The sequence below is a fragment of the Streptomyces flaveolus genome (assembly GCF_000716535.1).
GTDB lineage: Bacteria > Actinomycetota > Actinomycetes > Streptomycetales > Streptomycetaceae > Streptomyces > Streptomyces flaveolus_A.
Genome location: NZ_JNWV01000035.1, coordinates 20,955 through 34,934 on the forward strand (window position 1 = coordinate 20,955; position 13,980 = coordinate 34,934).

Below are 13,980 nucleotides of genomic sequence, written 5' to 3' on the forward strand. Positions count from 1 at the left end.
CTTCTCACAGATGGCGGCGTCGGGTCGAGACGTGCCGTTCGTAGAGCTCACGTGCCTTGACCGCGGACGATCGGGTCGCGGTCTCGGCCACAGGAACATCCCACCAGGCCTGCGCCGGAGGCGCCCCCGACACAGTGTCGGACGTTTCCGTCTCCACGTAGACACATGTGGGTGTGTCGGCCGCGCGCGCCTCCGCAAGCGCCGCGCGCAGGTCCCGTACCGTCTTCGCGCGCAGCACCCGCATGCCGAGGCTGGCCGCGTTGGCGGCGAGGTCGACGGGGAGCGGGGCGCCGGTGAAGGTGCCGTCCTCCGCGGTGTAGCGGTAGGCCGTGCCGAACCGCTCGCCGCCCACCGACTCCGAGAGCCCGCCGATCGAGGCGTACCCGTGGTTCTGCACCAACAGGATCTTGATCGCGATGCCCTCCTGGACGGCGGTCACGATCTCCGTCGGCATCATCAGGTACGTGCCGTCGCCGACCAGCGCCCACACGTTCCGCTCGGGCGCGGCGAGCTTCACCCCGAGGGCGGCCGGGATCTCGTAGCCCATGCAGGAGTAGCCGTACTCCAGGTGGTACTGGTCGTACGACCGCGCCCGCCACAGCTTGTGCAGGTCGCCCGGGAGCGAGCCGGCCGCGTTGATGATGACGTCCGACTCGTCCACCAGCGCGTCCAGGGCGCCGATGACCTGCGGCTGGGTCGGCCGTACGTCGATCTCGTCGGCTTCGAAGCAGGCGTCGACGCGCTGCTCCCAGCGTTCCTTGTCCTCTGTGTACTCGCTGACGTAGGTGTCGGCGACCCGGTGGCCGTGCATCTGCAGCCGCTCGGTCAGCTCCTCCAGGCCGCTGCGGGCGTCGGCGACCAGCGGGAGCCCGGACAGCTTGTGGCCGTCGAAGGACGCGATGTTGAGGTTCAGGAAGCGGACGGCCGGGTTCTCGAAGAGGGTGCCGGAGGCGGTGGTGAAGTCGGTGTACCGGGTGCCGACGCCGATCACCAGGTCGGCGGTGCGGGCCAGCTCGTCGGCGGTCGCGGTGCCGGTGTGGCCGACCCCGCCGACGTCCTGCGGGTGGTCGTACCGCAGTGAGCCCTTTCCGGCCTGGGTGGAGGCGACCGGGATGCGGGTCGCCGCCGCGAACTCCGCCAGCGCCTCCTCGGCGCGGCTGTGGTGGACCCCGCCGCCGGCGATGACGAGGGGCCGTGCGGCGGAGCGGATCGCCCGGACCGCCTCCGCCAGCTCGGTCGGGTCCGCGCCCGGCCGCCGTACGGTCCACACGCGCGTCGAGAAGAACTCCTCCGGCCAGTCGAAGGCCTCCGCCTGCACGTCCTGCGGCAGGGCGAGCGTGACCGCGCCGGTCTCCACCGGGTCGGTGAGGACCCGCATGGCCTGGAGCGCGCCCGGGATCAGGGCCTCCGGGCGGGTGATGCGGTCGAAGTACTTCGACACCGGGCGCAGGGTGTCGTTGACCGACACATCGCCCGCGTACGGCAACTCGAGCTGCTGCAGGACCGGGTCGGCGGGGCGGGTGGCGAAGACGTCGCCGGGCAGGAGCAGCACCGGGAGGTGGTTGATGGTCGCGAGGGCGGCGCCGGTGACGAGGTTGGTCGCGCCGGGACCGATCGACGTCGTGACCGCGTGCGTGGACAGGCGGTTCGACTGGCGGGCGTAGCCGACCGCCGCGTGCACCATGGACTGCTCGTTGCGGCCCTGGTGATACGGCATCACGTCGGCGTACTCGACCAGCGCCTGGCCGATGCCGGCGACGTTGCCGTGCCCGAAGATGCCCCAGGTGGCGCCGATCAGCCGCTGTCGCTCGCCGTCCCGCTCGGTGTACTGGGCGGCGAGGAAGCGGACGAGCGCCTGGGCGACGGTCAGCCGGATCGTCATCGGTATCCCCCTGTGCTTTCTACGTGGTCGGGGTGGAAGCAGATCCGCCATTCCCGGGTCTCGCCCGGGCCCGCCATGACGTTCAGGTAGTACATGTCGTGTCCGGGCTGGGCGATGGACGGGCCGTGCCAGCCGTCGGGGACGAGGACCGCGTCGCCGGAACGGACCTCGGCGAGGACGTCCGCACCGCCGTCCCGCGAGGGGAACACCCGCTGATAGCCCAGCCCGTTCGGGCCGTCGATCTCGAAGTAGTAGATCTCCTCCAGCTCGGACTCCTCGCCCGGCCGGTGCTCGTCGTGCTTGTGCGGCGGGTACGAGGACCAGTGGCCGCCCGGCGTGATCACCTCTACGGCGATCAGCTTGTCGCACTCGAAGGAGTCGGCGGAGGCGAAGTTGCGCACCCGGCGTGCGCAGGTGCCGCTGCCGCGTTCCTCGACGGGGACCTCCGGCGCGGGGCCGTAGCGGGCGGGGAGTCGTCGCTCGCACTTCGCTCCTGCCAGGGCGAAGCGGCCTCCCGCGCCGGAGGCGATCAGGACCTGGGCGTCCCGGGGCACGTACGCGAAGTCGGAGACATCCGCGAACACGCTTTCCCGGCCCAGGAGTTGGAACTCTTCGTGCTCCATATGTACGGTACATCCGCCTTCCAGCGGAAGGACGATCCACTCACTGTCCCCGGTGGTGAACGTATGACTGCCACCGGGCGCCAGCTCGACGACACGCAGGCTGCTGTGTGTCCAGCCGGCCACCTTGGGATCGATGTCGACGGTGTACTGGGGATTCGCGGTGGCGCCCCGGGGCAGATGCAGGTCGGTGCTGGTCATGCGGCCCTCACAGCAGTCCTACGGCGGTGTCCACGGCGGCGGCCACATCGCCGTCCGCCGGGTACAGCAGCGAGCGGCCGACCACCAGGCCGCGCACGGTGGGGAGTTGGAGCGCGCCGCGCCACTTCTCGTACGCGGCGACCTGGTCCTCGGGCGAGTCGCCGATGTCCCCGCCGAGCAGCACGGCGGGCAGCGTGGAGGTCTCCATCACCCGGGCCATGTCGTCGGGGTTCTCGGTGACCGGCACCTTCAGCCAGGTGTAGGCGGAGGAGCCGCCGAGGCCGGAGGCGATGGCGATGGAACGGGTGACCGCCTCGGCGGACAGGTCGTTCGCCACCTTCCCCCCAGGGGTACGGCGGCTGATGAACGGCTCCACGAACACCGGCAGCCGGCGCTCGGCCATGGCGTCGATGGCGCGGGCGGTGGACTCCAGGGTGGTCAGGGAGCCCGGGTCGCCGTAGTCGACGCGCAGCAGCAGTTTGCCCGCGTCGAAGCCGAGGCGCTCGATGTCCTCCGGGCGGTGACCGGTGAACCGGTCGTCCAGCTCGAAGCTGGCCCCTTGCAGGCCGCCGCGGTTCATCGAGCCCATGACGACCTTGTGGTCCAGGGCGCCGAGGAGGAGCAGGTCGTCCAGGATGTCGGCGGTGGCGAGGACGCCGTCGACGCCGGGCCGGGACAGTGCGAGGCAGAGGCGTTCGAGCAGGTCGGCGCGGTTGGCCATGGCGAGCTTGCGGTCGCCGACGCCGAGCGCGCCACGGGCCGGGTGGTCGGCGGCGACGATCATCAGCCGCCCGCTCTCGTTCAGCAGCGGCCTGCGGGCCCGGCGGGCGGCGGCCTCCGCGATCGCCTCGGGGTGCCGGGTGCGGATCCGGACGAGTTCCCCTACGTCGACACGCCGTTGCGGGGTGCCGGTGCCCTCGCGGGGAGCGTTCGCGGAGGCTCCGGAGCCAGTTCCGGGGCCGGTGCCACCCTCGGGGTGCGTGCCCGTGACGCGGCCGGCCCTCACAGCACCGCTCCGGCGTCGAGCGCGGCGGCCACCTCGTCCGGGGTCGGCATCGCGGAGGAGCACTCCAGCCGGGAGGCGACGATGGCCCCGGCCGCGTTGGCATGCCGCATGATCGTCTCCAGGTCCCAGCCGGCCAGCAGGCCGTGGCAGAGGGAGCCGCCGAAGGCGTCCCCGGCGCCGAGTCCGTTCAGGACGGTGACGGGCAGGGGCGGGACCTCGGCCGACTCGCCCTTCTGGTTGACGGCGAGGACGCCCTTGGGCCCCTGCTTGACGACGGCCAGCTCGACCCCGGCGTCCAGCAGGGCGCGGGCGGCGGCGTGCGGTTCGCGCACCCCCGTCGCGATCTCCACCTCGTCCAGGTTGCCGACGGCGACGGTGGTGTGGCGCAGGGCCTCGGCGTAGAAGGGGCGGGCGGTGCCGGGGTCCGACCAGAACATGGGGCGCCAGTCGAGATCGAAGACGGTGATGCCGGCCCTGGCCCGGTGGGCGAGGGCCGCGAGGGTCGCCGTACGGCTCGGCTCCTCGCTCAGGCCGGTGCCGGTGACCCAGAAGATCCGGGCCTCACGGACGGCGTCCAGGTCCAGCTCGTGGGCGTCGATCTCCAGGTCGGGGGCCTTGGGCTGCCGGTAGAAATAGAGCGGGAAGTCGTCCGGCGGAAAGACCTCGCAGAAGGTGACCGGGGTCGGCAGGCCGGGGACGGGGGTGACCCAGCGGTCGTCGACGCCGAAGTCCCGCAGCGCCTCGTGGAGGTAGGTGCCGAACGGGTCGTCGCCGGTGCGGGTGATCACCGCGGTGTGCCGGCCGAGGCGGGCCGCGGCGACCGCCACGTTCGTCGCCGACCCGCCGAGGAACTTGCCGAAGGACGACACCTGGGCGAGCGGGACACCGGTCTGCAGCGGGTAGAGGTCCACTCCGATCCGCCCCATGGTGATCAGGTCGTAGGCCATCGGCTTCCCTTCGTCATGGCTCTCCCCGGCTTTCTAGTCCCGCATGCCGAGCCATGTCAATGTTTTGTCCAGACATTCGGACGAGTTCGCCTCCGGGGGGTTCGGCGGGGTGCCGGTTCCGTGGGTGGGCGGGTGCGGGTGCCTTTGTGATGGGTGCGTCACAAACAGCACCCTCCTGTCACACATGTCACGTGTACGCGGGTTCTCGGTCACACCCGGGCGACAGGGGACGCCCTCGGTCACTCTGCGTCGTTGACCGGGCACAGGCTTGCTGATCAGCGCAGCGCCCGGTCCCCCCGGCGGCCCTTCCCGGTCGTCGCCGTGGTGCGCGCGGGGAGGTGCAACGCATGGCCGACCGAAGGCTCTGGTCCTACAAGGAGATCGCGGCGCACATCCGGGTGCAGCCGGACACCGTGCGGTCCTACCGCAAGCACGGGCTGCTGCCCCCGCCCGACCACGTCGAGGCCGGCAAGCCCTACTGGTACGCCGACACCGTCCGCGCCTGGGTCGCCTCCCGCCCCGGCAACCGCGGCCGCAGAGACGACTGACGCGCTCTCGCGGACACGGTGCCGGGCAGCGGCGAGTCGGGCGGAAACGGCGGTGCGCGCTGAGCTCTCAGCTCCAGGGCTCGATGACCGTGACGCCCGCGCCCGGTGCCGTGTCCATCGCCGCGAGGGCCGCCGGAGCCGCGTCGAGCGTGATCGTCCGGGTCACCAGGAGATCCGGACGCAGCACGCCGGAGCGGACCAGGTGGAGCATGCCTGGATAGGTGTGCGCGGCCATGCCGTGGCTGCCGAGGAGTTCCAGTTCCAGGGCCGTCGCGCGGGCCATCGGAACCGGGGTGGTGCCGTCGGGCGAGGGCAGCAGACCGACCTGGACGTGCCGGCCGCGGCGGCGCAGGCCGTTCACGGATGCCGCGCAGGTGGCGGGCGAGCCGAGGGCGTCGAGGGAGAGGTGGGCACCGCCGCCGGTCAGCTCCCGGACGGCGGCGGCCGGGTCGGACACACCGGTCGCGTCCAGGCACTCGGCGGCTCCGAACGTCCGCGCCAGCTCCAGCGCCCGGGGTGACACGTCGACCGCGACCACCCGGGCCCCCGAGGCGGCCGCGATCATCACCGCCGACAGGCCGACGCCGCCGCAGCCGTGCACCGCCACCCACTCCCCGGCCGCCACCCGGCCCTGCTGCACCACGGCCCGGAACGCGGTGGCGAAGCGGCAGCCGAGGGAGGCGGCGGTGGCGTACGTCATGTCGTCCGGCAGCGCGACGAGATTGACGTCGGCGTGGTCGAGCGCGACGTACTCGGCGAAGGAGCCCCAGTGGTGGAAGCCCGGCTGGGTCTGCCGTTCGCACACCTGCTGGTCGCCCGCAGCGCAGGACGGGCAGCTGCCGCAGGCGCAGACGAACGGCACGGTGACCCGGTCGCCGGGCCGCCAGCCGGTCACCCGCGCGCCCACCGCCTCGACGACACCGGCGAGTTCATGCCCCGGTACATGCGGCAGCGTGATGTCCGGGTCGTGCCCCATCCAGCCGTGCCAGTCGCTGCGGCACAGGCCGGTGGCCTCGACGCGGACGACCACGCCATGGGGGGCGGGGCGGGGGTCGGGCACGTCCGTCACCTCGGCGGGGCCGCCGTACCGCTCGAAGACCACGGCTCGCATACACGCTCCTTCCGGGAACCTGTGCGAAGGCTAGGGCAGGGGCGGTGGTTCCCGGTCGCCGCCGCTGAAAGTCGGCGTGACGACGACGAGTTCGTACGACCGCGTTCGTGCCACGTTTCCGCTGGCGAACACCGTACGCACGCGGCCCGGTTGCCGTCGGGAGAAGAGTCGCTTCGCCGTTCGAGGCGTCACACATCCCGATGAAAAGCCGACGACACAGCGACCACTGCTCGCACACGGCTCCGCTCTGATCAAGCTGGTGTCTTCTGCGAAGGAGACGCCACTGTGCGAATTTCTGACATCCAGCGCTGCGAGGTCCGGCCGGGACGGCTCGTCGAGTGGACGTTCAGCCCGGCGACCATCACGGCGGCGTCAGCACTGCCGGCGGACCCGCGGCCTCCGGCGTACATCCAGGAGTCACACGTCAGAACGGCACGGTCGGTACGCGCAGACGGACTGTTCGTACCGACGTGGCTGGGCACCGCGTTCGACCTGCCGGGCCGAGCCGACCTCGACGCACTCGAACAGGCGCTGCGCCGCTGGACGGTGCGGCACGAGACACTGCGCAGCGGCTTCCGGTGGGCGGGCGACGAACTGCGCCGGTTCACGCTCGCCGAGAAGGACGTGTCGCTGCGCCGCGAGGTGATCGGCGACTTCACCGACGCGAAGGCTCTGGTCCGGTACATGCAGGACCGGTTCGACGTCGCGGCGGACGCGCTCGGCTGGCCGAACCTCATCTACGCGGCCGTCGTCCGCGACGACTCCACCAGCGTGTACGCGGTGTTCGACCACACCAACGTCGACGCCTACTCCCTCCAGCGTATCCCGGAAGAAATCCACGACCTGTACACGGCGGACGTCACGGGCCGGCCCACCACCGGTACCTCCGTGGGGAGTTATGTGGACTTCTGCGAACAGGAGCGGGTGGACGCGGACGGGATCGACGACACACACGCGATCGTCGCGCGCTGGCGGGAGTTCATCAGCCGGTGCGACGGGAGGCTTCCGGAGTTCCCCGTCGACCTCGGCCTGCGCCCCGGCGGCCCACTGCCGGCCCAGAAGCTGATGTGCGAGCCTCTCCTCGACGCGGACGCGGCCGCCGCCTTCGAGAAGCGCTGCCGACCCCATGGCGGCAGCCTGGTGGGCCTCCTGGCCGCAACCAGTCTGATCGTCCACGAGCTCGGCGGTCACCCGTACTACCGCACGGTCGTCCCGTTCCACACCCGCCTGAAGCCCGCTTGGTCGGATTCCGTGGGCTGGTACGTCGGCGGTGCGCCGATCGAGGTGCCCGCGACACGGGACTTCGACGACGCGCTCACCGCCGTCCGCGCCGAACTGCGGGCGAACCGCTCGCTGGCGCGCATCCCGCTGGCCCGCGTACTTCGCCTGCTCGGCGCGGACTTCCGCCCGACCTCACCCGACATGTACTCGATCGTCTCGTACGTGGATGCCCGACTCACTCCTGGCTCGGCCCGCTGGACCGAGAGGAAGGCGTACGGGCTGATCCGGGTGTCGTACGGCGACCAGGTGTGCGTCTGGGTCAACAGGCTGCACGAAGGGCTGTGGCTCGCCTGCCGTTACCCGGACACCGACGTCGCCTACAAGAACGTACGACGGTACGTCGAGGGACTGCGGGACCTGATCCTCTCCGCGTCGGTAGCGGACGGCCTCCGGGTCGCGGAGCCGGCTTGCCTCTGACACAACCGCCCCCTCCCCGCCCCCCGTTGACGCTCGCGCTGCACCTTCACCCGCTCGAGCTCATGTGACACGACGCCCGACACCGAGCGACAACGCCCTGGACCTGCCCGGACATTGGCGAACGCCCGGTTCTCAGGCCCCTTGTCCCTCGTGACACAGGCGCCCAGCACGGAACACCCCGTTCGTTACTGCTAGTATCGGCTTGGTCACACTAGGCAACTAGCCTCAACGAACAAGCAAAGAACCGAGGGTTCCATGCGCAAGCTTCAGCAGGTCGTGATCGCAGCAGTGGCGGCCGGCGGCCTGTCGGCCATCGGCGCCGGCACCGCCATCGCCGACACCCCCGACGAAGGGCTGCGGGTCACCGACCTCTACCGCCCCTACCAGGAGTGCAGCCCGCAGACGGTGGCCGAGAACGACCTCCCGATCGCCGTCCTCGGTCTCGCTGACACCATGGACACCACCTGCGGCCAATACAACAACGCCTTCACCGGCTGAGCCCGGCGGTCATCGCGCGCGACGCTCACGCGGGATCCGGCGCGGCCGACCCCCGCAGGATCCCGCTCCCCGGCCGGCCGCCCGAGCGTCGAAGACAGAGCCCGGCGCGGCCGGTGCCCGGGGCGCACGGTGCCCGACCACCAGGGCACCCGGACAGAGGGAAAACGCATCACATGTTCAGCACGAAGAAGATCGTGGCCGCCTCGGGGCTGCTCGGCAGCCTCATCGTGACCTGCGTCGGCGCCTCCCAGGCGTACGCCGGAAGCGGCCCGGGAACCTGCACCCGGGATCTCCTGGGCGGCCTCACCTGCACACAGCGGATCACGGGTGAGATTCCCGAAGACGGCGTCATCCCCCACCAGGAGAACTGCCAGAAGGTGGAGCCCCTCACCCTGCCCGCCGCCCTGGGCAACGGCCAGACACGGCTCGGACCCGAGGTGACCTGCTCCCCCGCCACAAGGGGAGTGCCCGAAAAGACCGACGGCCGACCGGAGTCGCCCAGCCTGTGGCGCTGATCCCGACAGCCACAGCTCCCCGACCGACGCCTCACGACGCCTCTACGACATAAGAGGGATCAACGCGACATCTGGAGTGTAGATCCTGAATTACTACTCAACGTCCACATAAGCTCACGTTGAGTAGTCAGCCAGGCATCGTGCCTGGGTCAGAAAGGGTCAAACATGCGTAAGTTTCAGCGCACTGCAGTCGTAGCGGCGGCGGTCATGGGTCTGTCCGCCCTCGGTGCCGGGGTCGGCTTCGCCCACGGCGGCGACGACTCGGCGCCGGAGGTCACCGCCGTGGCCAACTCGTCGGCGAACGCCGTGGCCGTCGGTGGCGGTTACTACGTGCAGCCGCAGGACAAGCACGAGGGCCAGCCGGAGGAGCAGAGGTACGCCGGGCCCGAGGAGGGCTACGGGGACCACGAGGGTGGGGACCACGAGGGCGGGGACCACGAGGGCGAGTAAAGAAGTAACGGGGCCCCACCCCTCGGCGCCACGGCAACGGGCGCATCGACCTCCTTCGGAAGCCTGATGCACATCTCACGAACTCGACGTTCCGGTCTCGCGCCGGCTCGATCCGTTCGGCGGTGTGCCGAGTGACACCCCGTCACGAACTCAGCCCGGACGCGCAGCAATCCAACGGCGCGCGTCCGGGCTGCCGCCATCCCGCCTACGCGTTCGGCTCACGGCGCACCCAGGCGCAGGATGATCTGTTCCGACCTTCTCAGGCCCGGGCGCACGCCGGTGAACGGCACAGGCGCCCGGGCCTCCGTCGTAAAGGAAAGCAACACATGTTCAGTCTGCAGAAGATCGCCACCGTCTCGGGGCTCGTCGGCGGTCTCGCCCTGGTGTGCGTCGGCGCCGGACACGCCTACGCAGACACGATGCCGGGTGACTGCAAGACCACTGCGCACGGAGGCACCGTCTGCATCCGCAAGTCCGAGACTCAGATGGACAAGGACGGCACACACACCCTCAAGCAGGAGCAGAACTGCTCGACGGCGGACCGGCCGCGCGTGGTGTTCCCGGAGGACGAACTGACGGCCAGTGGGTCCGCCAACGTGGGGCAGGTCGTGGACTGCTCCAACAGGGCGGAGCTGCCCAAGGGCTTCAAGAAGCCGCACATCGAGCTCTGAGGAATACCGGAGACTTCCGGGCCGGGAGCGACCCCGGCCCGGCATTCGGTTTCCGCGGACGTACACTTTTCCACCAATTCGGCCGCATATTCGCCGGACAAAAGAAATTCCCGGAACCCCGGCCGGTGGCCGGAGTTCCGGGAATTGCTGTCCGCTCTACTAGCCGCCGAAGCTGTTGTTGCAACCCATCGTCGAGCCGATGTGGGTGGCCTGCGCGCCCGGGTTGCCCTCGCCGTTCAGCAGGTTGCCGCCAAGGCCGTTGCCGATGCCGACCTCGCCGAGGATGTCGAGGTTCAGGTCGTGCGACGAACAGGTGCTGCTCTGCTTGACGTCGAACTTGTCGCCGCCCTTGCCCCAGCCCTGGTCGGCGTGGGCAGCGCCGGCGCCCAGGAGCCCGACGCTCCCGAATGCGGCGACGAGGACGGCAGCCATGCGAAGCTTGTGCATGTCATCTCCCGTGAAGTGAGGGTGGATGCGATCTACGAGAGACCGACTTTCGTGCGTTCACGAAGACTGGTACGTCGTTGCGAAAAGCCGGCAACGCGCCGAATCCGAGCGGCTCTCGCCGCAACGGAGGGGCCTGCCTGCGGCTGCGAATGGTCCCGGCACCCTGCTTGACGCTCGGTTGCCGGGACCATTGGTCGTCCGACGTCTGTCGCGCCGGACAGGACTCTTAGAGGGCGCTGTTGTTGCAGCCCATCGTCGAGCCGATGTTGGTGGCCTGGGCGCCCGGGTTGCCTTCGCCGTTGAGCCCGTTGCCCAGCAGGCCGTCGAGCAGGCCCACCTCACCGAGGACGTCGAGGTTCAGGTCGTGCGACTTGCACTGCGAGCTCTGCGTGATCTTGAACTTGTCGCCGTGGTCACCGCCCTTGCCGCCACCCTGGCCCGCGTGGGCCGTGCCGCTCACGAGTCCGATGGTGCCGAGCGCGGCGACCAGGACGGCAACGTTGCGAAGCTTGCGCATGTCATCTCCGAGTGGATGTGGGTGAGTTCGATCTGTGCGCGATCGACTCGTCTCAGCTACGGGAGACTAATACGAAATACCCCAAAACGGACATCGCCGCGCCGAATCCGCGAACTTCCGACGGCAATGACCCGAAAGGCCGTACCAGATGCGTGCGACTCCGTCGAATGCGGTTCCGCAGCCCGTGCCGGGCGCCGGGGTGTGTCGGCGTCCGGAAGCGCTACTGACGCATCGCGGTCGCGCTGGCGAGGGAGTTCGCCTGGCTGTTGGCCTGAGTGCACTCGACGCCGTGCGTCTCCGACGCCGCGAGCAGAGCGACCGGGATGTTCGCGTCGAGCAGCGTCTGCGGGCTGCACTCCTGGTACGGACGGAACAGGTTGTTCTGGTGAACCGGGGCGCCCTGTTGCGACTGCGGGGCCTGCGGGGTGACTTTCGGACTGATCTGCGGGTTCAACTGCGGGTTGATCTGCGGGGCGATTTCGGTGCCCCGCTGGGGGGGCGCCTGCCGCAGTGCGGGTGAGCCGTACGTCTGCGCGGTCGCCTGAGATGAGGTGGCCGCGGCAGCCTGGGCGTCCGGCTGTGAAACGGGCGGCGGCACGGCCCCGTTGTAGGCGGGAGTGGCAGCGGAGCTTGGGCCGGCGCCGACGGCGGACAGACCACCGGCTGCTGCGACGACGAGCGCGACTTGCTGAAGCTTGCGCATGGAATCCTCGGCCCTTCTTGACCTGTGCACGGAACCTGGTGAATTGCTGATGCGGCAGCACAGTTGTCGCTGTTCTTGCTGCCCTCTCTGCGGCGGCGACGGAGCATCGCGCTTGGCTCCTGAGGAACGAGGAGGGAACGGACTCAGATACGGGGGCCCCCTAGGGGTCACCCATTTGACCCAAAGGCGCGTGGCCGCAGACGTAATGCCGCCCGTCGGAGCAAACGGGTGACGGCTCTCGGGAACCGTGACCACAGCGAGAAGCAGTCGTTCCAACGGGGAGAGGGGCAGCGGCCGTCACCCGGACAAGGGTCGGGGAATTCGCTGTCGGCTCCGCCGCGCAGTCCGCGTGCTGCTCAGCATTACCGCTGCTGACCGTGCAGTGCGAACAACCGCACCCGCCGCACGCGTGACCGCACTGAAGGCAACGTTTCAGGTATCGAAGGGCCGAGGGTTTCATGCGCAAGCTTCACAAGGCCGCGCTCGTTGTAGCGGCGGCCGGCGGTCTGTCCGCCATCGGCGTCGGCGTCAGCCATGCCGACACGCTCGTCGGACCTGGCGGTCCCGCTCCGGCGCCGGCTCCCGAGTATCCCGCTTACCAGACCCCGCCTCCCCAGTACGCACAGCCCGCACCGGCCCCTCAGCAGGCCCCGCCTCCCCAGTACGCCGCACCGGCTCCCCAGCAGGCGCCGCCTCAGTACGCACAGCCTGCTCCCCAGCAGGCCCCGCCTCCCCAGTACGCCGCACCGGCACCCCAGCAGGCCCCGCCTCCCCAGTACGCCGCACCGGCACCCCAGCAGGCCCCGCCCCAGTACGCACAGCCGGCACCCCAGCAGGCCCCGCCCCAGTACGCACAGCCGGCACCCCAGCAGGCCCCGCCCCAGTACGCACAGCCGGCGCCGCAACAGCAGACCGGCTACGCCACGGCCTCGGCCACGTCGCTCGGCACGGCACAGGCCTCCTCCACGCCTTACCCGCAGCAGGCCGCTCCCCCGCAGCCGGTCCAAGCCGCTCCCCCGCAGCGGGCGCAGGTGGTACCCCAGGTCATGCCGCAGGTCATGCCGCAGGTCGCCCCGCAGGTGGCGGTGCCCCAGGCGTTCGCCCCGGAACCTCCGGCGCACGTCGCCCCGCAGGTGAACCCCCAGGTGAACCCTCAGATCAACCCGCTCCTCAACCCGCAGATCACGCCGGGGAGCGTGCCGGAACTGGCTCCGGTCGGCCTCGGGCAGGTCGCGGCGCCACCCGTCGGCCAACTGGGGCTTCCCCGGCTCGGCTGACAGCCTCACCGAAATCCCGACCCGATCTGGTGCAGATCGCGTCCCCTCAACCAACGGAGAACCCATGCGCACGTTTCACAAGGCGGTCCTCGTGGGCGCCATCCTCGGCAGTGTCGGCTCCTTCGGCGGCAACGCCGCGTTCGCACACGGTGAGCCGGGCCACGACCTCGACATCACGCAGGGCATCGAGTGCCGCTCGCACGACATGAACATCGAGGTGATCGGCAGCATCGGTGCGATCACCGGCCTGGCGGGCAACCTGCTGAACGGTGAAGGCAACCCCGGCGCGCAGCAGAGCCACCTCGGCTCGGACATGGGCTGCAACAGCCAGGCGCTCTGACGGCCTCGCCGCCCTCTGCCCCGGGCACGCACAGACCATTCCGTCGAGACCACGCCATGCCTTCGCGTGTGGCGTGTCTCGTGGTCTGTGCGTGCCCTTTCCCACGCATGGACGCCTCCGACCGGACCGCTGCACGGCCGGCGGCCGGATCCCCTCGCGTGTCCCGGCCGCCCGCGACCGCTGTTCGCCGGACGGGGAGCCGCCTTCGTGTTCCGCGTGCACGTGATTCCCGACGGCCCATCGGCAAGCTCTGCGACCGCGTTCTGCGGTTCCCCGGGACCTTTCAGGGAACGCGGTGCTGTCGTGTACGGCAATCGACAGGCTGCTGCGGGGACCGGTCTGCCCGGACCGGCCGGAACGTGTCAGGGCCCCGGAAGTTCTTCGCATGACTTCCGGGGCCCTGACCGAAGGGAACGCACCCCTTCAACGACACGGCGCACCTGGAGTCACGCGCCGGTTCCTCCCGCCCTCCGGCGAGCGCGGGCCTGTGGCCGCCGAGCGCTCGTCCCCCTCTCGGTTCCGCCCGAAGGGGTCTGTCGGCCGGTGGCC

At 70.4% G+C, this 13,980-nt stretch carries 16 protein-coding genes; 8 read left to right on the plus strand and 8 right to left on the minus strand.

Annotated elements, in window-relative coordinates:
• Nucleotides 1-4: 4 nt before the first annotated feature.
• The 4 genes from iolD to iolC form a co-directional block, all read right to left on the minus strand.
• A complete protein-coding gene (gene iolD, locus OO52_RS33145; RefSeq protein WP_030650633.1) occupies nt 5-1,882 on the minus strand; it encodes a 3D-(3,5/4)-trihydroxycyclohexane-1,2-dione acylhydrolase (decyclizing) in 1,878 nt (625 codons plus the stop codon).
• Nucleotides 1,879-2,703, minus strand: coding sequence for a 5-deoxy-glucuronate isomerase (gene iolB / locus OO52_RS33150; RefSeq protein ID WP_030650636.1), 825 nt, complete (start codon nt 2,701-2,703; stop codon nt 1,879-1,881). The genes iolD and iolB overlap by 4 nt, the downstream gene beginning before the upstream one ends.
• Before the next feature lie 7 nt (nt 2,704-2,710).
• Complete coding sequence (locus OO52_RS33155; protein ID WP_030650638.1) at nt 2,711-3,571, minus strand: Cgl0159 family (beta/alpha)8-fold protein; 861 nt, start codon at nt 3,569-3,571, stop codon at nt 2,711-2,713.
• Nucleotides 3,572-3,705: 134 nt separating this feature from the next.
• Nucleotides 3,706-4,656, minus strand: a complete 951-nt coding sequence (gene iolC, locus OO52_RS33160; protein ID WP_030650643.1) for a 5-dehydro-2-deoxygluconokinase — start codon at nt 4,654-4,656, stop codon at nt 3,706-3,708.
• A 347-nt stretch (nt 4,657-5,003) separates the two neighbouring features.
• On the opposite strand from iolC, the gene OO52_RS33165 reads away from it, so the two are divergent.
• The gene (locus tag OO52_RS33165) at nt 5,004-5,204 is read left to right on the plus strand and encodes a helix-turn-helix transcriptional regulator (protein ID WP_030650646.1); all 201 of its coding nucleotides are present in this window, start codon (nt 5,004-5,006) and stop codon (nt 5,202-5,204) included.
• Nucleotides 5,205-5,271: 67 nt separating this feature from the next.
• Here OO52_RS33165 and OO52_RS33170 read toward each other — a convergent pair whose 3' ends face one another.
• Entirely contained in the window at nt 5,272-6,315 is a 1,044-nt protein-coding gene (locus OO52_RS33170) for a zinc-dependent alcohol dehydrogenase family protein (protein ID WP_030650648.1), read from the minus strand.
• Nucleotides 6,316-6,600: 285 nt separating this feature from the next.
• On the opposite strand from OO52_RS33170, the gene OO52_RS33175 reads away from it, so the two are divergent.
• The 5 genes from OO52_RS33175 to OO52_RS33195 all read left to right on the plus strand — a co-directional run bounded on the left by OO52_RS33175 (nt 6,601) and on the right by OO52_RS33195 (nt 10,147).
• The gene (locus OO52_RS33175; RefSeq protein ID WP_030650652.1) at nt 6,601-8,013 is read left to right on the plus strand and encodes a condensation domain-containing protein; all 1,413 of its coding nucleotides are present in this window, start codon (nt 6,601-6,603) and stop codon (nt 8,011-8,013) included.
• A gap of 255 nt (nt 8,014-8,268) precedes the next feature.
• On the plus strand, nt 8,269-8,511 hold the full coding sequence (locus OO52_RS33180) for a hypothetical protein (protein ID WP_030650655.1): 243 nt from the start codon (nt 8,269-8,271) through the stop codon (nt 8,509-8,511).
• A 173-nt stretch (nt 8,512-8,684) separates the two neighbouring features.
• Nucleotides 8,685-9,026: a hypothetical protein gene (locus OO52_RS33185; RefSeq protein WP_051818736.1), complete on the plus strand. Its 342-nt coding sequence runs from the start codon at nt 8,685-8,687 to the stop codon at nt 9,024-9,026.
• Nucleotides 9,027-9,191: 165 nt separating this feature from the next.
• The gene (locus tag OO52_RS33190) at nt 9,192-9,476 is read left to right on the plus strand and encodes a hypothetical protein (RefSeq protein ID WP_158712587.1); all 285 of its coding nucleotides are present in this window, start codon (nt 9,192-9,194) and stop codon (nt 9,474-9,476) included.
• Nucleotides 9,477-9,802: 326 nt separating this feature from the next.
• A complete protein-coding gene (locus OO52_RS33195) occupies nt 9,803-10,147 on the plus strand; it encodes a hypothetical protein (protein WP_030650666.1) in 345 nt (114 codons plus the stop codon).
• A 159-nt stretch (nt 10,148-10,306) separates the two neighbouring features.
• Here the strand turns inward: OO52_RS33195 and OO52_RS33200 are convergent, their stop codons facing one another.
• The 3 genes from OO52_RS33200 to OO52_RS33210 all read right to left on the minus strand — a co-directional run bounded on the left by OO52_RS33200 (nt 10,307) and on the right by OO52_RS33210 (nt 11,814).
• The gene (locus tag OO52_RS33200; protein ID WP_030650673.1) at nt 10,307-10,594 is read right to left on the minus strand and encodes a hypothetical protein; all 288 of its coding nucleotides are present in this window, start codon (nt 10,592-10,594) and stop codon (nt 10,307-10,309) included.
• 226 nt (nt 10,595-10,820) lie between these two features.
• Nucleotides 10,821-11,111: a hypothetical protein gene (locus OO52_RS33205; RefSeq protein WP_030650674.1), complete on the minus strand. Its 291-nt coding sequence runs from the start codon at nt 11,109-11,111 to the stop codon at nt 10,821-10,823.
• 220 nt (nt 11,112-11,331) lie between these two features.
• Entirely contained in the window at nt 11,332-11,814 is a 483-nt protein-coding gene (locus OO52_RS33210) for a hypothetical protein (RefSeq protein WP_030650676.1), read from the minus strand.
• 458 nt (nt 11,815-12,272) lie between these two features.
• Here OO52_RS33210 and OO52_RS50070 point away from each other — a divergent pair, with 458 nt between their 5' ends.
• Together OO52_RS50070 and OO52_RS33220 are read left to right on the plus strand one after the other, a co-directional pair.
• Nucleotides 12,273-13,091 carry a hypothetical protein gene (locus OO52_RS50070; protein ID WP_030650678.1) on the plus strand — a complete coding sequence of 273 codons (819 nt, stop codon included), beginning with the start codon at nt 12,273-12,275 and terminating at the stop codon, nt 13,089-13,091.
• 64 nt (nt 13,092-13,155) lie between these two features.
• Nucleotides 13,156-13,431: a hypothetical protein gene (locus tag OO52_RS33220; RefSeq protein WP_030650680.1), complete on the plus strand. Its 276-nt coding sequence runs from the start codon at nt 13,156-13,158 to the stop codon at nt 13,429-13,431.
• Nucleotides 13,432-13,980: the final 549 nt, after the last annotated feature.